Here is a 20102-nt window from a genome sequence, read left to right as displayed (position 1 = left end):
TATGCGCGCACCGGTAAGCCGCCGTCGCTTCCTGAAAACTGCAGCGGCGGGGTTCTCGGCCGTGGCGCTGCCCGCCATCGCGCATGCGCAGACCGCAGTTCAGCGGCCGCCGAAGCCGGCTCCCCCGGATGAATATGCCGTCACCGCGCCGGTCTCGATCGAGGTCAATGCTAGGCCGCTGCCGTCGTTCGATACCCGCGACCGCTCCCACGTGCGGTTTGGCTCGCTGGAATATCGCAGCGGGTTGATCCTGACCTCCAGGTTTCGCGGCTTCGGCGGCCTGTCGGGGCTGCGGCTCGATGCCAAGGGCGAGCGCTTCATCGCCATCAGCGACAAGGGCGGCTGGTTCACCGGCCGCATCGTTTGCAAGGGCCGCGAGATGACCGGCCTCGATGATGTCGAGGCGTCGCCGATTCTCGGTCCCGATGGCAAGCCGATCACCGCGCGCGGCTGGTACGACACCGAGGCGATCGCACTCGATGGTTCTTACGTTTATGTCAGCCTGGAACGCGTCAATCAGATACTGCGGTTCGATTTCGCCAAGGGCTTTACGCGTTCGCTCGGCGAGGTGATGCCGTTGCCGCCGGCGACGCGCAAGCTGCCGTTCAACAAGGGGCTCGAAGCGCTGGTGATGGTGCCGAAGGGCTTTGCCCTGGCGGGGACGCTGATCGCGATCTCCGAACGCGGCCTCGACGCCGGCGGCAACATCATCGGCTTTCTGATCGGCGGCAAGACGCCCGGTCAGTTCGGCATCCGCCGCACCGAGAATTTCGACGTCAGCGACGCGGTGTTGCTGCCTTCCGGTCAATTGCTGTTGCTGGAGCGCAAGTTTTCCATGCTCGGCGGCATCGGCGTCCGGATCCGGCGCATCGCGCCCAACTCCATCGCCCCCGGCGCCGTGATCGACGGTCCCACGATCTTCACCGCCGATCTCGGCAGCGAGATCGACAATCTGGAAGGCATCGACGCCCATGTGACCGACGAGGGCGATACGGTGCTGACGCTGATCTCCGACGACAATTTCTCGATGATCCAGCGCAACCTGCTGCTGCAGTTCACGCTGGTGGATTGAGGCGGCTTTCCTCCAGCCCATGCCGCCTGGTATCGCGCCGGTATCAAACGGTAGGAGGAGGGTTGCGCTGGCGGCGGGTTGAGGGGAAGGGGGCAGCTCGCTACAGAGGAGGCCAGCATGCTTCCATTCGGTCCGGAAATTCCCCAGGAATCCCACATGAGCAACCTGTTTTCCCCGATCCAGCTGCGTGGCCTGAAACTCGCCAACCGCATCATGGTGGCGCCGATGTGCCAGTATTCTTCTGTCGATGGCGACGCCAATGACTGGCACTTCACGCACATCAACTCGCTGGCGCTGTCGGGCGCATCGATCTTCTGCATCGAGGCCACCGCCGTCGAGGCGATCGGCCGGATCACGCCGGGCTGCCTCGGCCTCTACAACGACGCCAACGAGGCCGCGCTGAAGCCGATCCTGGCCTCGGTGCGCAAGCGCTCCAAGGCGGCCGTGATGATCCAGCTCGCCCATGCCGGCCGCAAGGCGTCGAGCCACACGCCGTGGGACGGCGGCCAGCTGATCCCGGTTTCCGAAGGCGGCTGGCGGCCGGAAGGGCCGTCGGCGATTGCGCACAAGGAGAGCGAGACGCCGCCACTGGCGTTCGACGCGGCGGGGCTTGTCCGGGTGCGCGATGCGTTCGTCGCGGCCACCAGGCGCGCCGAGCGGCTCGGCATCGACGCCATCGAGGTGCACAGCGCCCATGGCTATCTGCTGCATCAGTTCCTGTCGCCGATCTCCAACCAGCGCACCGATCAATATGGCGGGTCGCTGGAGAATCGCATGCGCTTTCCGCTCGAAGTGTTCGACGCGGTGCGCGCGGCGTTCCCGCACGACAAGCCGGTGGGCTTGCGGCTGTCCTCGACCGACTGGGTCGAGGGCGGCTGGGATCTGGCGCAGACCCTCGAATATGCCAAGGCGCTGAAGCAGCGCGGCGTCGACTGGATCGACGCGTCCTCGGGCGGCGTCAGCCCGTTGCAAAAAATCCCGCTCGGCCCCGGCTATCAGGTGCCGTTCGCGCAAGCCATCAAGCAGGCGACCGGCCTCACGACGATTGCGGTCGGGCTGATCACCGAAGCCAGACAGGCCGAGGAGATCGTGGCGTCCGGTAAGGCCGACATGGTCGCGCTGGCCCGCGGCATGCTCTACGACCCGCGCTGGGGCTGGCACGCCGCCGCCGAACTCGGCGGCGAAGTGTTTGCACCGCCGCAATATTGGCGCTCGCAACCCTCGACGCAAAAGGCGCTGTTCGGCGCCACCACGTTCGGCACGCGGTAGCGGGAAATTTCGCGCGCCGCCTCGCGAATTTCTGCCCATTGGTTTCGTCATATCTCGGCCACACGCAAGGCGTGCTATGCTCTGGCTTGCGCGCGACAGACGCGTTTTGAAAAAACAGCGAGAGGACGCCCCATGGAGATCGGATATTTCACGATGCCGTCCCATCCGCCGGAGTGCGGGTTGAAGGAGGGTCACGACTGGGACTTGCAGACGCTGCGATGGCTCGATGAGCTCGGCTATCAGGAAGCCTGGATCGGCGAACACCACACCGCCCCCTGGGAGCCGCACCCCTCGCCGGACCTGATCCTCGCGCAGGCGTTCCTGCAGACCAAAAATATCCGCCTCGGCCCCGGCGGCTTTTTGCTGCCCTATCACCACCCCGCCGAACTCGCCAACCGCGTCGCCATGCTCGACCATCTCTCCGGCGGCAGGCTCAATTTCGGCGTCGCAGCCTCGGGCCTGCCGAGCGACTGGGCGATGTTCAACGTCGACGGCATGTCCGGCCAGAACCGCGACATGACCCGCGAGGCGCTGGAGATCATCCTCAAAATGTGGACCGAGGACGCGCCGTGGTCGTACCAAGGCAAGTTCTGGACGGTGAACAAGCCTGACGTGATGTTCGACTTCCTCAAGCCGCACCTCAAGCCGCTGCAGGCGCCGCATCCGCCGATCGGCGTTGCCGGCCTCTCCAAGGGATCGGATACGCTCAAGCTCGCGGGCGAGCGCGGCTATATCCCGATGAGCCTCAACCTCAACCCGGCCTATGTCGGCAGCCACTGGGAATCGGTGGAGATCGGCGCCGCCAAAACCGGCCGCAAGCCGAACCGGCAGGACTGGCGGCTGGTGCGCGAGGTGTTCATCGCCGACACCGACGAGGAGGCATGGCGGCTGTCGGTCGGCGACATGATGGGCCGGATGATGACCGAATACTTCCTCCCTCTGCTCGGGCATTTCGGTTTCAAGGACTACCTCAAGCACGCGCCCGACGTGCCTGACTCGGATGTGACAGCCGAATATTGCGCGAAGCGCAACTGGATCGTCGGCTCGCCCTCGACCTGCGCCGAGAAGATCGAGAAGATCTATCATGAGGTCGGCGGCTTTGGCACGCTTCTGGTCTTTGGCTTCGACTACAAGCACAAGCCGGAAGCGTGGCACCATTCGCTGCGGCTCCTGAAGCAGGAAGTGATGCCGCGCCTGAAGCATCTCGACGCGAGCTTGATCCGCGCGGCGTGATTGCTTCCCCTCTCCCCTTGTGGGAGAGGGTGGATCGACGGCGCGCAGCGACGGCGAGACGGGTGAGAGGTTCTATCCGCGAGTACAGACCTTGCGGTGAGAGACCCCTCATCCGGCGCTTCGCGCCACCTTCTCCCACAAGGGGAGAAGGGAAGGGAGTGCGCATCGCCGCGCAGCATCCGTCAATTCATTCCCGGTGCATCGGTCGCCTTCACCTGCCAGAACCGCAGCATGCGCTGCGCGTTGTCCAGCGTCAGCCTGCTGTATTGCGCCTTGGCCTGCGCCAGTTCGTGGGGGCCGAGATGGCCTGAGGTGAAGCGGCTGTCGAGCACGGCGGCCACCGTGTCCCAGCGCAGGCCGGCGACGCGGCAGGGAACCAGCAGGCCTTCATCGCGCAGGCTCTGCATCAAGGGGCGGATGACGTCGATGCCGGAGCGCGACAGTTCGGCGAGCGCCGCCACCGTCTCCTCGTATTTGCGCTGTTTGGCAAAACTCAACAGCGCGGCTTCGTTGAGCTGGCCGTTTTTCGCGAGCAGCGTCACGTAGCGCTTGGCGGCGGCGAAATCGCGCACGCGCGACATTTCGCGGCTGGCGCCGTCGGCGGCGGCCGCGATGGCGCCGCGGATTTCCTCGAACAGATGCGGCGGCGCGCGCGACAGCAGCCGCGTGCGCACCGCTTCAGTGGCGTCGCGCAGCAATTGCCGCCTGATATCCGCCGGCAGGTCGATGCGGATGCCGGTCTCGATCGCCAGTTCCGGATCGTGTTCGGCCTGCGCCAGCAGCACCGCAAAACCGTTCGTCGAAACCTTCGCGCCGGGATTGGCGACCAGCTTGCGGCTGACGCTCGGATAATGCCGCGCCAGCAGCGCGTCGGTGACGATCTCGGCGAGCCACCAGCGGCCGGATATCGCGAGCAGATGCGCCTCGCTTTTGCTCTGCGCCAGCTCGACCAGATCCTCCGCCGACAGCCGCGCGGACTCGGTCAGCACGGGCGCTGCGACCGAAATATCCTCGTTGTGGGCGAGGCGGCGGATCACGGCGTGCGGCGCCTGCTTCACCGATGCGAGCTGGCTGCTCATTTCGGCGAGCGCGATGCGCGCGCTGACGTCGGCGATGGCGCGCAGCTCGATGGTCCTGATCAGCCGTTCGAGCACGTCGCCGAACAGCTCGATCTGTTCGCCATTGAAGCCGTCGGCCGAGGTCAGGAACAGGTCCGTGACGCGGCGGAAAGTCTCGAGGTGTTTTTGCGCCGAGCCGGCCTTGATGGCCGCCTCGACCTCATCGGCGATGGATTGTTCTAGCATCGCTCGTCCTGAGCGTTCGAAGCCAATTCTGGCACAGGGGAAAAGGGTATGGGGAATAGCTGAACAGTCGGTAAAGTTCGGGCTGCCTGGCGGGCCTCTCACCGTCATTGCGAGCCAACGGGTCGGCGCGAAGCGCCGCCCGATGACAGGCTCCGCGAAGCAATCCATCGGGCGAGATACTCAGTGAAACTACGGAGATTTGGGTCGCCGCGTTTGGCGACGCACTGATGGGGAAGGTGGGGTAGGGATTTTTGCACTGCTGTCATCGCGAGCCCAACTGCGTTCCCTCCCCCCTTGCGGGGGAGGGTTAGGGAGAGGGGTGGCGTCATCGGGACTGCCCGTGTGGACCCCTCTCCCCAGCCCTCCCCCGCAAGGGGGGAGGGAGCCGACCGTTCGTGCCGCACGATTGGTGACCCACCATAAGAAGCAAACACACCTCCGCATTCCCGCGGCAGGTTTCACCCGAGTTATGCAATTTCGTTCCGCCCCCCAAATCCAGAGGGCGCAGGGAATGCCGGATGCGCGCTGCACCCGCGGTCTCATGTGCGTTCTGTGCTAAAAAAGCTGCACATGAGCATACAGGGCAGCGGAGAACATCCGACATTCCCTGCGCAGTGGCTTTACGGCTTATAGCGCGCTCTCCCCGGTGAGACGGCCTCTATTGCCACCGTCACCCCTCGAAGCGTTAGCTTCTTCGGAGCTTGACGCCGTTACGGGCGCCAGGACCACACGCTTTCACCGTACGCATCGGCCGCGACCGTCAATCGCAACCTCAGCGTCCACCGCATCCCCGCCCCTCGTCATGACGACGGCCGACGCCCCTCTGAGTGGGACGGGATGGCTATTGATGTGCAGGTGATTTGGGGGCGATGGAAAGCGAAATATTTTTGATTGTCGGAAAATTAGAGCTTGACATGGATTCTGAAAAGCGGAAGTCGCGGTTTCGGCTTGTTTGCGAGAAGCGAGCCGCCCGAACGGTCGCTCCCTCCCCCTTGCGGGGGAGGGCGGGGGAGAGGGGTGGCGTCATCGGCGGTGTGTGAAGGGATCGCCTCGTCACCGCGTGCGCGGATCGGGCAACGGTTACACCGGCAGTCCCGCTGCCGCCACCCCTCTCCCTAGCCCTCCCCCGCAAGGGGGGAGGGAACGCACCGTTCGTGTGGCGCCAGTGTGCCTCACACCTCCGCCGGCATCTCCACCGCTTCCGCCTTCACCGGCATCGGCCACGTCTCATACCTCTCCGGCAGATTCACCGGCCGATAATCCTTCACCTCGGCCATCCGCTTCACCACCGACTCATGAATGACAGCACCTTCCGGAATCACCCGCGGCTCCGCATCCGGAAAGTAAAACCCAAAATATACCTGCCGCTTCGGCCATTCCCTGTACTTCGCGCTCTTCGGCAGGAATTCGAGCAGCCACCACGCGCCAACAAGCGAATTATGCACCTCGCCGCGCACATCAGGCGCGACATAGGAGAACGGGCTGTTCTTGCGCGGAATGCCCCAGGCGAGCTGGTTGACATTGGCGTGGTTGAATTTGAGGCCGGCTTTCTCGGCCTCGTCGATCATCCAGAGCAGCGGATATTTGGAGAGGCCGGATTGCTTTTCGGGATAGCCGCCGCCGATATCGGCATGCACGCCTGAAAACCACACCTGCAAAATATCCTGCGGCGTGTTCTTGATGTCGTTGAAGCGGACCGGCTTGTAGGTCTGCGGCGCGTCCCACTTCTTCAGGCGGAACATGCAGCGCCGCTCGTCGATCGAGATCGCCTGGCGGAAAATCTGCACGCTCGGGTTCTGCAGCGTCCAGGCCAGTTCCTCGAGACTCGGCAGATAAAACCGGTCGGGCCGCGGCACGATCACGCTCGCCACCGTATCCCAGACGCCGACGAAGCGGATGACGGGCCAGCGCGCTGACGTGATGCGCGCGAACTGCGCGGCGTTGTCGAACGGCGAGGGCGGCTCGGCATCCTCAGCGGCGGCGGCGTCGACGCGCCCCCTGAATTTTTCGCGCAGCTTCGGCGCCTCGTCGCTGGAGAACGCCTTGTAGGCGATCAGGCCGCTGCCGGCGAGATTGGCCTGCTCTTCCGTGATCAGGCCGATCTTGTGGATCAGCCCCGCCAGCACCCGCACGGTGTAGGCGCCGCGGGAAAAGCCGAACAGATAGATCTGGTCGCCCTCGCGCCAGTTCTGCACCAGGAAGCAATAGGCCGCCAGCACGTTGTCATCGAGCCCATAGCCGGTGGCGAGCCCCAGGATGGCGTTGAAATTCTGCCTGAGCCGGTGCCACGTGTTCGGCCGCGCCAGCGTGCCGACCCCGGGATCGTAAAACACCAGCTGCCGCGGCTCGGTCTTCTCGGTCTTGCGCAGGCAGCGATAGAGCTTCAGCACATTGGAGATGTTTTCGGAAATCTCGTTGCCGGTGCCGTCGCAGCAGATGACGATGTTTCTGGATTCCATGAGGGTGCATCCCTGAATTAACTCTGCGGGCACATCGCGATTTTGGTAATTTCGACCATTGTGTATGTAAGCGTGTCGCTGCGTCCTCTTGGCAATTGCCCAGGGGACAGACTATTCGGATGATCCTTTCGAGGAGGTGCGTCTGCCGGACCTAGGTTTTGCATCGGGCGCTGCCGAAGTTTCCGTCGAAACAGTGGGTTCCGGCGCGGTCAGAGTTGCGATCCAGAATTGCGGTGGTATTGGCAATCGGTAGTGTCGACATGCTGTCAGGACCACGGGCCAATAGCCTGTTCTGTTCGCGCTTAGAGCCATGAAGCCTTCGTTCGCTTCACAGGCTTCGACGATGGACTGCAACAGCTCGGCCCCGTCACCCTCGACCGGCAGATCCGTCAGCGCGTCGCCATGCATCTCGTCGTTGAGATAGAGATGATTTTCACTTTCTCTTCCGGGCAACCAGAGTTGAAGCGTGCAGTCCTTAAAATAGTCCGCCTTCAGCGCCGTCAATCTGTCTAGCGCGACGCGGTCCTTCGCTGCTGCGAGCCAAGCTGCAAGTAGTGGAATGAGAATGCTCCCGGCCAGGGCATCGTTGCGATACTCATCGCTCCCATCCTTTGGATGCTCGATCAAATCTTCATAGTCCGCGAAGCGGCAAGGATAACGACTATTGAAATGGACGGCGAGCTGAAATCGTTGCGCCATTTCGTGAAGCCATGCGTGTATATCACGATCGAAGGCGCCGGTACGTACAGCGTACATCAAGAACAATGCCACCTCGATAGCCTGCTCGTCCTTGAGCGGTAGGAAGAGCGCCGGATTGTTTTGGATCATCTGCATGCCGGCTTGAGCTATTCGGTCCAAGGCCCTTGGTAAATCAGGATCGATGGGACCTCCCAAAGAGCTTACCCACACCATCCAGTGACCCGTCATCGCTATCCGGCCAAGCATGTCGAACATCTTAAGATTGATGTCGACATGTGTGCGCGTGGCGACGGCTGCAGAAAGAGCATTGCGGCGATCTACGTGAGGAAAAATCTTGCGCTCAATCAAGAGTGTGCCGATCTGAATATGGAGATTGATCGTATGCTGAACGACCGCTACCTGCGAGCGCGCCTGCACAGTTCCCTTGCCAATTGACGGCTTAACTATTTCCCACAAGTTGAGCAGCACAAGCTCGCTGCAACGATAGGGGGCGTCTAGATTATCGATGTCGCGCGCCCAAACGAACAGTACCCAAAGACAGATGTACATCTGTCGTGAGACGCGCACCGCGTCTTTACCAGTCGTTATACCATTTCTGAGTGCTGCCAAAAGGAGCGCGAAATGCTCATAAGCAATATCGGGCTGGTCTACCATCGCCACCGCTTTCTGGAAGCTCGATCGCAACGGCTTTGGCAGCAATTCCTCCCGTAGTACTCCGGTCAACAGCAATTCAGCGATCTTGTCGCCGTTCCATTCTTCAAATGAGATGCTCCTCGTCGTATGCCGCCGAGTAAATTGTGTTACCAGCGAGCGAGCGCTCTCGTGCACATCTCCCCCAAAGCAGAGAACAATGACGACCTTCAGTTTGCGATACGCTGCGGGAATCCGAGTTGGAATGTACTCGTCTATTATCTCATTTAGGGAGGATCGCACCTTCTGGGAGGTTCCGTCCCATTCCTGGCGGGTTAGATCGCCGGGCTTAATGGTGAAAAGATAAACTTTTTGCTTGCCCCTGGAGTCCTTGCCAACTGCCGCAACATCGACGCCGCGTTGGGCCGTACCGCGACCAGGACGTGAAATGACATGAAAGCCGAGTTCGCTTAAGAGGTCTGGCAGGATGGCATCCAATTCCTGTCGTTCCTTGAGTGATGCCACGTAGTCACGAATTAGCAGCTTCATTTTCGGGACGCGCTCCTCAAGCTGAGAATCGCAATGCTCAGGCCGACCGGATCGACAATCTCAGACCGTGGGAGCTCGATCGCATGGCTGAACGAATGCATGTCCATACTGACAGCACGACGCCTCCCGTCCGGCTCTCGCACAAAGGTTATCGAGCGCCGTCCGTATAAGATGATAGAACGATGTACCAAGCCGAAAAAAATTGAACGCTTCTCAGCATCCTTTCGTACGCCCCGCATCCAATCGTAGTCGTGTCGGCGCATGACGCTGAGTTGTTGTTCCGACGGACGCAGTTCCTTGATCGGCGGATCAATCCGTAATCCCTTTAGGAAGATGTCCGCTGCGTTGAGGGCTTTTTTGACCGACTGATAAGCAACATCGCCGCTCTTGATTGTATGAAGATAGTCTCGGGCCTTGCCACCGTAGTTCACCAATAGGGGGTCAAACAGAAGTCCGCTAATGACGGCTGCAGTCGCGGCATCGCAACCCCGCAAGCACGCAACCAAAATGGAGGCGGCAGCGACGTTGTTCATGAACAGCCAACCGACGGCTTTATGGACAAGAAAGATGTGATCAGGTTCACTAAGGCCGAGATCGGCGGTGGATGTATCGAATGGAATGGGTGGCTCGCCGGTAGACAATATCTTAGGCGAGCTTGCTTCGAGATTGGAATCGCCACTGGTAAGCCAGCGCACCAGCAACTTGAAAAGTCTGCCCCGATCGCCATTAGCAATGTTGTGCTTGGTGCTCGGGAATTTCTCTAAGTCGACACCGTTGCCCGATGCGATAACTTCAGTGAGAAAGTCTTGTGCTAAATCCTCATTAGAAGTAGCGAGAATTTTCTCTAGAGCGATATCGATCTGCTTAATGATACCTTCCATGGCGGGATCGGTTGCCTTGAGCGCATTGAGTGCACGCTCTAACGAAGTACGATCGAAGAGCTCGATGTAATCCCAAATGGCTCGAGCCATGTTGAACAGCAGGCCGGGCGTCGGGGTTACCGTGGCTGCTGCGATTGCCTTCGGCACCCAAACTGGCCCCAAATCCGGAAATCGTTTGCAGGTTTCCAAAAGTGACATCAGGGCATTGCAGCGCGGCGCTTCATCATTGGATGGGTCAACGAAGGGAAGCAGAACTCCGACGGTATTTTCTGCGTCCATCAGATCGACTGGTTTTATACGGCCGAGCGCAAACAGGGCCGACAAGCGCCTCTTGTCGGAAAAATCTTCGGCGAATGATCGTGCTAATGCCGAGTCGTCCAGAGCAGTCAGCGCAAAGGTGACGAAGGCAACAGCTTGGGGGTCGCCTGCTCGAGCACTGGCAACAATTGCATGTGCACGTGTGAGATCGGCAATGCACCAATTGCGAAAGGCTTCGTATGGGCGATTCGAAGCGAGATCATTTCCGCCCTTGCTAACTAGCGCCTCAACCGCCTCCATCAACGGAGGGGCAGTTGTTTCAAGTAGAGGGATCGCCCTGTAGAAAAAGTTCTGTCGTTCGAAAAATGCTGATCCACCGAGTGAATCAAACCGCGCCATAATGACAGCAAATCGATCTGCCTGGCATTGTGAAGGGCGATGCAGCGGTTCAGCAGCGAAGCCGGGTCAGCAATGTCTGCCTCCCGACGTCCAATATCATCGAGTAATTCCCCTGACTGGCAGCGAGCGATAATTTCGGCGTCGGTGAGCGCGGTGATTGGCACACTATTCTCCATACCCGTTTTCGAAGGTACCTGAGTCGCTACCTTGGAGCGATCCAACTTTAGATTGCGCGTGCGCCAAACAAAAACGGCCGGGTCTTTCGACCCAGCCGTTCAAAACTCTAAACCCGCCGATGAAGCGGAGCTAACCCTTAGCTCGCCTTCTTCTCGTACACCGGCTTGCCGACCTTCTTCTGGATCGCGCGCTTCAAGTCGAGCGCGCGGGGCGACAGCACGTCGGCCTTGGCCTTGAGGAGGTAGCCGTCGAGGCCGCCATTGTGGTCGACGCTCTTTAGCGCGTTGGTCGAGACGCGCAGGCGCACGTTGCGGCCGAGCGCGTCCGAGATGAAGGTGACGTTGACCAGGTTCGGCAGGAAGCGCCGCTTGGTCTTGATGTTCGAGTGGCTCACCTTGTTACCCACCAGCGGGCCCTTGGCCGTCAGTTCGCAGCGCCGAGACATCGCACAAAATCCTCTTCCATCCCCGCAATCAGCAAGCGCATCATGGCGCCGCGCGGGGGTCCAAAATCATGTCCATTTCCAGGAACCGCGGACGTATAGGGCTGTAGGCCCTAGGCGTCAAGGTTTTGCGGGGTTTCGCTTAAGATTTTGCGTACTCTCAAGAAGGCGGCATTGCCGGTTTGGAAGCCATTACAAGGGTTTAAGGATATCAAGACGTTAGGACCATATAAAGGGCGCAATCCCCACCGACATCTTCAGTTCCCTGCGGATTGAGCCACCGCGAGGGACCGCCACGCGTTGATTGCCGGATATTTCTGATTACATAAACAAGAGCTCGCGCCAGCAGGACCGTCAGTTACGTGACCACACGTGCCATTTCGCATCGTTTCGGCCTGATGGGCAGTCTTGCGGCCGGCGCGCTGCTGTGGCTTGCGCCGCTGGAAGCCTCCGCGCAGGGCCGGCTCGATGCCCATTATGAGGCGTCGCTGGCGGGCATTCCCGTCGGCAAGGGCACCTGGACCATCGAAATCGGCGATGACGCGTTTTCCGCCTCCGCGCAGGGCGGTTCCACCGGGCTATTACAGGCGTTTTCGGGCGGCAAGGGTTCCGGCGCCTCGCAGGGCCGCGTCGTGGGTGGCGCGCTGGTCGCCAACGCCTATACCGCGACCACCACGAGTTCGAAGAAATCCGAGACCATCCGCCTTTCGATCGCGAACGGGGGCGTGAAGGATTTCACCATCGATCCGGAACCGCCTGTTGATCCGGACCGTATCGTCGTGACCGAAGCGCATCGCAAAAACGTGCTCGATCCGATGACGGGCGCGATGATCCGCGTGCCTGGAACCGGCGATCCGCTGTCGCCGGAGGCCTGCCGCACCGGCACCGGCATTTTCGATGGCCGGCTGCGCTATGACCTCAAGCTCGACTACAAGCGCATGGAAAATGTGAAGGCCGAGCGCGGCTATCATGGGCCGGCCGTGGTCTGCGCGGTCTATTTCACGCCGATCGCGGGCTATATCCCCGATCGTCCCGTGATCAAGCACCTCGCCAGCCAGCGCAACATCGAGATCGCCTTCGTGCCGATCGCCGGCACGCGCATCCTGGTTCCATTCCGCATGACGATCCCGACCCCGTTCGGCCCCGCGATGCTGGAAGCCACCAGTTTTGTCACCACAGCCGCGCCGCCAAGGGTGGCGAAGACGCAGTGATATAGCAACGCGCTCTATCGCTCCCTCCCCCCTTGCGGGGGAGGGTCGGGGAGAGGGGTTCTCACGGGCAGTCTCGCTTGTGGCTACCCCTCTCCCCCGCCCTCCCCCGCAAGGGGGGAGGGAGCGCACTGTCGCTCGCGGCGCGATCGATGCAACTCATGAAGATGAATCCCATTGACTCTTGACCGCTTCTGATTCGACTCCGAGCGCTCTCAATTTTAAGGAAACTCACCTGAAATCACCGCCTTGTGGACCCCAGGCAAACTTGATCTAGTGCCGCATCATGAGCGCTAACGCTGGATGTTGCGGTGAACGAAGCCAGTTTAAGTAAGAGTCAGCGATTCCTTCGCGATTCGTTCTAGACTCGTTCCAGAGCTTAAGCCGCGACCGCATCACCGTCGCAAAGTGACACACATAACAAACCGCGCGGCGCCGCTGAGAATCAAAGAAACACCTGCAAATTATGGCTTTCTCCTACTCGTCCACGTTTGGACATGAACGCGCTCCCGGCGCCGGCGTTACCGCGGTGCTGGGGCCGACCAACACCGGCAAGACGCATCTGGCGATCGAGCGGATGCTGGGGCATTCGTCCGGCATCATCGGCCTGCCGCTGCGGCTATTGGCGCGCGAGGTCTACAACAAGATCGCGGCGCGCGCGGGCACTGAGGCCGTCGCGCTGATCACCGGCGAGGAGAAGATCAAGCCGAAGAACCCGCGCTACTGGGTCTCGACGGTGGAAGCGATGCCGCGCGACATCGACGTGTCGTTCCTCGCGGTCGATGAAATCCAGATCGCGGCGGATCTCGAACGCGGGCACGTCTTCACCGATCGCATCCTGCACCGCCGCGGCCGCGACGAGACGCTGCTGCTGGGCGCTGCGACGATGCGGCCCATCATCGAGCGGCTGCTGCCGGGCGCGTCGATCGTCACGCGTCCCAGATTGTCGCAGCTCGAATTTGCCGGCGACCGCAAGATCACGCGCCAGCCGCGGCGCACTGCGATCGTCGCGTTCTCGGCCGATGAAGTCTACGCCATCGCCGAATTGATCCGCCGCCAGCATGGCGGCGCGGCAGTGGTGCTGGGCTCGCTGTCACCGCGCACGCGCAATGCGCAGGTCGAGATGTTCCAGAACGGCGACGTCGATTATCTCGTCGCGACCGACGCGGTGGGGATGGGCCTCAACCTCGACGTCGATCACGTCGCGTTCGCCTCCGACCGCAAATACGACGGCTATCAGTTCCGCCGCCTGAATCCGTCCGAGTTTGCGCAGATCGCGGGCCGCGCCGGCCGCGCCACGCGCAATGGCACCTTCGGCACCACGGGCCGCTGCGCGCCGTTCGAGCCGGAACTGGTGAACGCGCTGCAGAACCACACTTTTGATAGCGTCAAAATGCTGCAGTGGCGCAATTCGAAGCTGGATTTCGCCTCGCTCGGCAGCCTGCAGGTCTCGCTGGCGCTCTCGCCGCAGCATGAAGTGCTCACGCGCGCGCCAATTGCGGAGGATCTGCGCGTGCTCGATCATGCGGCCCGCGACGGCGATGTGCGGGAAATGGCCCATGGGCCGGCGGCCGTGGAACGGCTGTGGGACGCCTGCCAGATCCCGGATTACCGGCGCCTGGCGCCGGCCGCCCATGCCGAACTGGTGACCACGCTGTACGGATTCCTGATGAAAAAGGGCCGGATTCCTGATGAATGGTTCGCCGCCCAGGTCGACCAGGCCGACCGCGTCACCGGCGATATCGACACGCTGTCGGGCCGGATCGCGCAAATCCGCACCTGGACCTTCGTCGCCAACCGGCCGGACTGGCTGGGTGACCCCGATCACTGGCAGGGGATCACGCGCGAGGTCGAAAATAAATTGTCCGATGCGCTGCATGAACGGCTAACGGAGCGTTTCGTTGACCGCCGTACCAGTGTATTGATGCGCCGCCTGCGGGAGAACAGTGTTTTGAATACGGAAATCGGCAAGACCGGCGAAGTGATCGTTGAAGGCCATGTGATCGGCCGCCTCGACGGATTCACCTTTGCACCAGATGCGGCGGAGGCCGGAAGCGACGCCAAGGCGTTGCAGGCGGCAGCACAGCAGGTGCTGGCCGGCGAGATCGACACGCGCGCCGAAAAGCTTGCGGCTGCGCCCGACGACGCCTTCGTGCTGACGTCAGATGGCACCATCCGCTGGACCGGCGATGCGGTGGCGAAGCTGGTCGCCGCCGACGACGCGCTGCATCCGCGGCTGCGCATCATCTCCGACGATCGCCTCAATGGCGCGGCGCGCGAAGCCGTGCAGACGCGGCTCGATCTGTGGCTCAAAACGCATATCGAAAAGCTGCTGGGCCCGCTGTTCGGGCTTGCCAAGGCCGAGGACATCACCGGCATTGCGCGCGGCATCGCGTTCCAGTTGATCGAGGCGCTCGGCGTGCTCGAGCGTTCGAAGATTACCGCCGAGATGAAGGATCTCGACCAGCCCTCGCGCGCGACGCTGCGCAAATACGGCGTGCGCTTCGGCGCCTATCACATCTATTTCCCGGGCCTGTTGAAGCCTGCGGCGCGTTCTCTCGCCTCGCTGCTGTGGGCCGAGAAGCAGGACAATGTCGATATGTCGGCGCTGTCAGGCGCGCAGCATCTGGCGAGTAGCGGCCGGACCTCGTTCGCGGTCGACAAGGCGCTGGCGCGCGATGCCTATCGCGTGCTCGGCTATCGCCAGTGCGGCGAGCGCGCGGTGCGCGTCGATATCCTGGAGCGTCTTGCCGATCTGATCCGCCCCGCTTTGGCGTGGCGCGAAAGCTCGCCGGGCGAAAAGCCCGCCGGCGCGTTCGACGGCCGCAGCTTTGTGGTGACGCAGGCGATGACCTCGCTGACGGGATCGGCCGGCGAGGATTTCGCCTCGATCCTGCGCGCGCTCGGCTATCGCTCCGAGCGGCGTGCTCCGCTGCCGCCGAAGGCGGTCGCGGCGACTGAGCCGGTGGTGGTGGAAGCCGCGCCGGTTGAGGTCACGGATGCTGTAACCGATGCGGCCGCGCCGACCGACGTCGCGGCAGACGCGCCGCTGGAAGCTGCGGCAGAAGCGTCGTCCGAGGCGCCCGCGCAAACCGCTGACGAGACCATCGCCCAGCCGGTCTCCGGCGACCCCGCACCATCGGCCGCCTTGCTGCCCGAGGTCACCCTCGCGCCGGCGCCGGCCGAAGAGCCCGCGGTGAAAGCCGCGCCGGAGGTGGTCGAAGCCGAGGCCGTGGAGACACCGGTCGAGGAAGCCCAGGTGCTGACCGCATCGGAGGAGCCGGCCGCGCCTGACGTGACTGCCGCTGTTGAGGCGGCCACGGCTCCCGACGCGGTTGCTGTTGAAGCAACGACCGAAACCGTCGCCAGCGATGCTGCCCCGGCGGACGCTGCACCAACAGAAGCCGCCACTGAGGCCAAGCCCGATGCGCCTGTCGTGCCCGAAATGGTGGAAGTCTGGCGGCCCGGTGGCCGTTCGGAAGAACGCCGTCCGCACCACGACCGCAACCGCCAGCGTCGTCACGGCCATCAGCACGATCGCGCGCAGGCCTCGCAGGACGGTGCTGCGCCCGCGGCCGCTGCCGGCGAAGGTGGCGAGGCTGCGGGACGCGAGCAGCGTCATCGCCGCGGCCGTCGTCACAACGAGTTCCGCAAGCCGCGCGAGGGCGCGCCTGTTGACGCCAACGCCACGCCGCCCGCCGAGGGCGCACCGCAGGAGGCGCGTGCCGACAACCGTCCGCCGCGCGCGCGCTTCGAAGGCAAGGGCCGCGACAATGACAACCGCCGCGACAACAAGGGCGGTGGTCGTCCGGAGAAATTCGGCGGCGATCGCAACAAGGGTGACCGCAGCAAGGGTGGCGGGCGCGATAAAGGCGGCCGCGATTTCGGCGGGCGTGACAAGGGCGGCCGTGACAAGCGCGACTCCGGTCCGTCGCATCGGCAATACGCCACCAGCGCCGCGCCGCGCGAGCGTGACCGGCCAATCGATCCCAATTCGCCATTCGCCAAACTCGCGGCGCTGAAGGAACAGCTCGCCGGCAACAAGGATCGCTGATCCCTAAAAGGGTCCTCATTGGATCGACAGCGTCTCGATAAATGGCTGTGGCATGCGCGGGTGGTGAAGGCCCGCACAAGTGCCGCCGCATTGGTCGAGGCCGGCCACGTCCGCATCAACGGCGTGCGCGAGAAAGCGCCGGGACATGCCGTGAAGCTCGGCGACGTCGTCACCATCGGGCTCGACAATTCGGTGCGAGTGCTGAAAGTCGCAGGCTTCTCCGAGCGGCGGGGCGATGCCGCGGCCGCGCGCGTAACCTACGAGGATTTGCAGAACCGCAGGGAATGACTATCTGCAAACGAGCCCGTCAGGCGCTTGAAGACCCAAGCTTTCCGGCGCTGTGGCCTGCGTGTTGTTGCCTTGCTCTTCCCTTGCGGCTGCGCAGTTCATGCGCTACGCAAACCCCGGAAAAAGTTGACCGTTTCGGAGCCCTGGATGACTTACGTCGTCACTGATGCCTGCATCAAATGCAAATATACCGACTGCGTTGAAGTCTGCCCCGTGGACTGCTTCTACGAGGGCGAGAACATGCTGGTCATCCATCCCGACGAGTGCATCGACTGCGGCGTCTGTGAACCCGAATGTCCCGCCGACGCCATCAAGCCGGACACCGAGCCGGGTCTGGAGAAGTGGCTCGAGGTCAATACCGAATACGCCAAGGCCTGGCCCAACATCACCCAGAAGAAGGACCAGCCGCCCGACGCGAAAGAATTCGAGGGTGTGGAAGGCAAGTTCGAGAAATATTTTTCCAAGGAACCCGGTAGCGGGGACTGATTCGCCGGATCGCCCTTTCCGGACCAGTTGAGACCGCTCCGACCTAATTTGAACCTAATTCGGAGCCACCAGACCCATACACAGCCTGCCGATTTAACCTTGTTGACGGACTTATGACCGAAAGGTCCCTGCAAAGGTCCGAAACGGGGCGTAAATCATTGATTTTTGCGGAAAATGTGCTATATTGGGCACATTACAAGCCGGATCCGGCCTTGCGTAACTTTGGCCCTCCCGGTGGTTCCGTAAAAAACATCGAACAGGGGCGTGGCAGTTCCGCGCGCAGGCTGTGTCACAGAAAACGCGTAAAAAGAGTGTTTCAAAGACTTCGAAAAAAGCCGCCGCGGCCAGCCGCGGCGCAACCAAAGGCCGTGCCAAGGCGTCCGTAAAGGAAGCCAAGAAGGCTGCAGCCACAAAGTCCTCGAAAAACAAAAGAAGCTCAATGCCTGACAAGACTGCAAAAACTGCCGCGAAAGCGACGGCTTCGAAGACCACTGCTTCGAAGGCCGCTCCGAAGACTGCCCCTAAAGCCGCTGTTGCTCCGAAGGCTGCCGTTGCTGCGCCCAAGGCCGCTGTCGTGGCGCCGAAGGCTGCCGCCCCGCGCGTGGAGGAGCCGAAGAAGGTCGTGACCCAGCGTCAGGGCTTCAAGGCCAATGAATTCGTGGTCTATCCCGCTCACGGTGTCGGCCAGATCCTGGCGATCGAGGAGCAGGAGATCGCGGGCGCCAAGCTTGAGCTGTTCGTGATCAATTTCATGAAGGACAAGATGACGCTGCGGGTGCCGACCGCCAAGGTCGCCAATGTCGGCATGCGCAAGCTGTCCGATCCGGCGCTGGTCAAGAAGGCCCTCGAGACGCTCAAAGGCCGCGCGCGCGTCAAACGCACGATGTGGTCGCGCCGGGCGCAGGAATACGAAGCAAAGATCAATTCGGGCGACATCGTTGCGATCGCCGAAGTGGTGCGCGATCTCTATCGCTCGGAATCGCAGCCCGAACAGTCCTACAGCGAACGCCAGCTCTATGAAGCGGCGCTCGATCGCCTGTCGCGCGAAATCGCCGTCGTCCAGCATTCGACGGAGACCGAAGCGGTCAAGGAAATCGAAAGCCAGCTCGCCAAGAGCCCGCGCCGCGGCGCCAAGGCCGAAGCCGGTAGCGAAGCCGACGGTGAAGGCGATGACGCCGACGCCGACGGTGACGACGCGGCCGTTGCGGACGAGGCGGCGTAAGCTACGCTTCACAGTTTGAATTGCGAAAAGCCCGGTCGAGAGACCGGGCTTTTTGTTTGGGACAACCACCGTCATTGCGAGGAGCCAACGGGTCGCGCAAATGCGCGCCCGATGACAGGCTCCGCGACGAAGCAATCCACGCTTGCTTTGCGGCTCGATGGATTGCTTCGCTTCGGTCGCAATGACGGAGCACGATGGCGTGCATTTGCGGCGATGGCAGCGACGCCGGCATCACCTTGCGGAAACCCTATGTTGGCTCTGGCGTTGTCAATCAACGCAACCGATTGGAGCAAGAATGGCCACGGAACCCGCAACCTATGTTCCCCATAACGCGCTTATCCTCGTCGGCGACGGTCAAAAGGCACTCTTCCTGCGCAACAAAGGCCATGCCCAAAACGTCCGGCTGGTCGTCGAACAAGTCCTGGAGCGCGACAATCCGCCGACCCGCGAGCAGGGTACCGATCGTCCGGGGCGATCCAACGCAAGTGTTGGTGTGGCGAAGAGCGCCATGGAAGAAACAGACTGGCACCACATTGCCGAGGAGCGATTTGCCGGCGAGCTTGCCGACGCGCTGTATCGCCATGCCCATGCCAATCTTTTCAAGAAGCTTGTCATTATCGCCCCGCCGAAAGTGCTGGGTAATCTTCGCAAGGCCCTCCACGCGGAGGTCATCGCGTGTGTGACCGCGGAGATTCCAAAGGAACTGACGTCGCATCCGGTTGCCGAAATCGAGCGGCTTGTCGCGGCTTGAGCCGCTTGTCCGGATTCTTCGCAAACCGACTCACGGCGAAACGAGCGCCGCGCCGGGTCCGATCGAAGCCAGATAAAGTTTACCGCGATGATCGGGAACGTTTCCTGAGCGCAATCATTCGGAGCATGTGGTGGCCGCAATGCAGTGGCCGGCAAGCAGGGCTCCGGCTGCATCAATCCATGATTGGTGGTTGGCTTTTGCCATCGGATCCGCTTGCCACAAATGCGGCAACGGACAAACCCTCTAGCAAGAACGGTTCAACAAGCACGGAAGGTGTGTCGATGAGAGTGAGCGAAGCAATGACGCGCGACGTCTACGTCGCCAGTCCGGACGAAACCATCCAGCAGGCGGCGATCGCCATGGCGGGGCTTGATTCGGGAGTCCTGCCCGTCGGTGACGCCGACCGGCTCATTGGCATGGTCACCGATCGTGACATCGCCATTCGCGGTGTTGCAGACGGCAAGGGCCCGGATGCGAGAGTCCGTGACGTCATGACGACGGACGTCAAATACTGCTTTGACGACCAGGATATCGGAGAGGTGACCCTCAATATGGGTGAGATCCAGGTCCGGCGCATGCCGGTCCTCGATCGCGACAAGCGCCTCGTCGGCATTCTGTCGCTGGGAGACGTCGCCGTTGTCGACGGCGATGGCGTGGCCGGGGAAGCGTTGAGCCTGGTTTCGCGTCCGGGAGGCGAGCACACGCAGACCGGCTAGCACCG

The 20102-nt window shown here is 62.1% G+C and carries 15 protein-coding genes; 10 read left to right on the top strand and 5 right to left on the bottom strand.

Annotation, left to right across the window (positions count from 1 at the left end; translation table 11 throughout):
• Nucleotide 1: 1 nt before the first annotated feature.
• The 3 genes from JQ574_RS06650 to JQ574_RS06640 all read left to right on the top strand — a co-directional run bounded on the left by JQ574_RS06650 (nucleotide 2) and on the right by JQ574_RS06640 (nucleotide 3574).
• On the top strand, nucleotides 2-1072 hold the full coding sequence (locus tag JQ574_RS06650) for an esterase-like activity of phytase family protein (protein WP_212209765.1): 1071 nt from the start codon (nucleotides 2-4) through the stop codon (nucleotides 1070-1072).
• A 156-nt stretch (nucleotides 1073-1228) separates the two neighbouring features.
• On the top strand, nucleotides 1229-2341 hold the full coding sequence (locus JQ574_RS06645) for an NADH:flavin oxidoreductase/NADH oxidase (RefSeq protein WP_212209787.1): 1113 nt from the start codon (nucleotides 1229-1231) through the stop codon (nucleotides 2339-2341).
• A gap of 132 nt (nucleotides 2342-2473) precedes the next feature.
• On the top strand, nucleotides 2474-3574 hold the full coding sequence (locus tag JQ574_RS06640) for an LLM class flavin-dependent oxidoreductase (RefSeq protein ID WP_212209764.1): 1101 nt from the start codon (nucleotides 2474-2476) through the stop codon (nucleotides 3572-3574).
• A gap of 182 nt (nucleotides 3575-3756) precedes the next feature.
• On the opposite strand, the gene JQ574_RS06635 is transcribed toward JQ574_RS06640, so the two are convergent.
• The 5 genes from JQ574_RS06635 to rpmB all read right to left on the bottom strand — a co-directional run bounded on the left by JQ574_RS06635 (nucleotide 3757) and on the right by rpmB (nucleotide 11375).
• Nucleotides 3757-4878 (bottom strand): DUF2336 domain-containing protein, encoded by a 1122-nt coding sequence (locus tag JQ574_RS06635; protein ID WP_212209763.1) that lies wholly within the window; start codon nucleotides 4876-4878, stop codon nucleotides 3757-3759.
• A gap of 1172 nt (nucleotides 4879-6050) precedes the next feature.
• On the bottom strand, nucleotides 6051-7337 hold the full coding sequence (locus JQ574_RS06630; RefSeq protein ID WP_212209762.1) for a DUF2235 domain-containing protein: 1287 nt from the start codon (nucleotides 7335-7337) through the stop codon (nucleotides 6051-6053).
• 111 nt (nucleotides 7338-7448) lie between these two features.
• A complete protein-coding gene (locus JQ574_RS06625; protein ID WP_212209761.1) occupies nucleotides 7449-9215 on the bottom strand; it encodes a hypothetical protein in 1767 nt (588 codons plus the stop codon).
• On the bottom strand, nucleotides 9212-10753 hold the full coding sequence (locus JQ574_RS06620) for a hypothetical protein (RefSeq protein ID WP_212383406.1): 1542 nt from the start codon (nucleotides 10751-10753) through the stop codon (nucleotides 9212-9214). Before JQ574_RS06620 ends, JQ574_RS06625 begins: the two co-directional genes overlap by 4 nt.
• Before the next feature lie 313 nt (nucleotides 10754-11066).
• Nucleotides 11067-11375, bottom strand: a complete 309-nt coding sequence (gene rpmB, locus JQ574_RS06615) for a 50S ribosomal protein L28 (protein WP_211998265.1) — start codon at nucleotides 11373-11375, stop codon at nucleotides 11067-11069.
• 395 nt (nucleotides 11376-11770) lie between these two features.
• Between rpmB and JQ574_RS06610 the strand changes: the two genes are divergently transcribed.
• The 7 genes from JQ574_RS06610 to JQ574_RS06580 all read left to right on the top strand — a co-directional run bounded on the left by JQ574_RS06610 (nucleotide 11771) and on the right by JQ574_RS06580 (nucleotide 20097).
• Nucleotides 11771-12583: a DUF3108 domain-containing protein gene (locus JQ574_RS06610; RefSeq protein WP_212209786.1), complete on the top strand. Its 813-nt coding sequence runs from the start codon at nucleotides 11771-11773 to the stop codon at nucleotides 12581-12583.
• Nucleotides 12584-13046: 463 nt separating this feature from the next.
• Nucleotides 13047-16634, top strand: a complete 3588-nt coding sequence (locus tag JQ574_RS06605; protein WP_212383404.1) for a helicase-related protein — start codon at nucleotides 13047-13049, stop codon at nucleotides 16632-16634.
• Between the two features lie 18 nt (nucleotides 16635-16652).
• Nucleotides 16653-16922 carry an RNA-binding S4 domain-containing protein gene (locus tag JQ574_RS06600; protein WP_212209758.1) on the top strand — a complete coding sequence of 90 codons (270 nt, stop codon included), beginning with the start codon at nucleotides 16653-16655 and terminating at the stop codon, nucleotides 16920-16922.
• A gap of 147 nt (nucleotides 16923-17069) precedes the next feature.
• Complete coding sequence (fdxA, locus tag JQ574_RS06595) at nucleotides 17070-17408, top strand: ferredoxin FdxA (RefSeq protein ID WP_192736497.1); 339 nt, start codon at nucleotides 17070-17072, stop codon at nucleotides 17406-17408.
• A gap of 439 nt (nucleotides 17409-17847) precedes the next feature.
• Nucleotides 17848-18630: a CarD family transcriptional regulator gene (locus JQ574_RS06590; protein WP_212209757.1), complete on the top strand. Its 783-nt coding sequence runs from the start codon at nucleotides 17848-17850 to the stop codon at nucleotides 18628-18630.
• A gap of 295 nt (nucleotides 18631-18925) precedes the next feature.
• Nucleotides 18926-19381, top strand: a complete 456-nt coding sequence (locus JQ574_RS06585) for a host attachment family protein (protein ID WP_212209756.1) — start codon at nucleotides 18926-18928, stop codon at nucleotides 19379-19381.
• Nucleotides 19382-19662: 281 nt separating this feature from the next.
• Complete coding sequence (locus JQ574_RS06580; protein ID WP_212209755.1) at nucleotides 19663-20097, top strand: CBS domain-containing protein; 435 nt, start codon at nucleotides 19663-19665, stop codon at nucleotides 20095-20097.
• Nucleotides 20098-20102 lie beyond the last annotated feature (5 nt).

Origin of the sequence: Bradyrhizobium sp. AUGA SZCCT0158 (genome assembly GCF_018130065.1) — a bacterium.
Classification (GTDB): Bacteria; Pseudomonadota; Alphaproteobacteria; order Rhizobiales; family Xanthobacteraceae; genus Bradyrhizobium.
The sequence above is the reverse complement of the archived record's forward strand: the minus strand, read 5'-3'. Positions and strand labels throughout refer to the sequence as shown.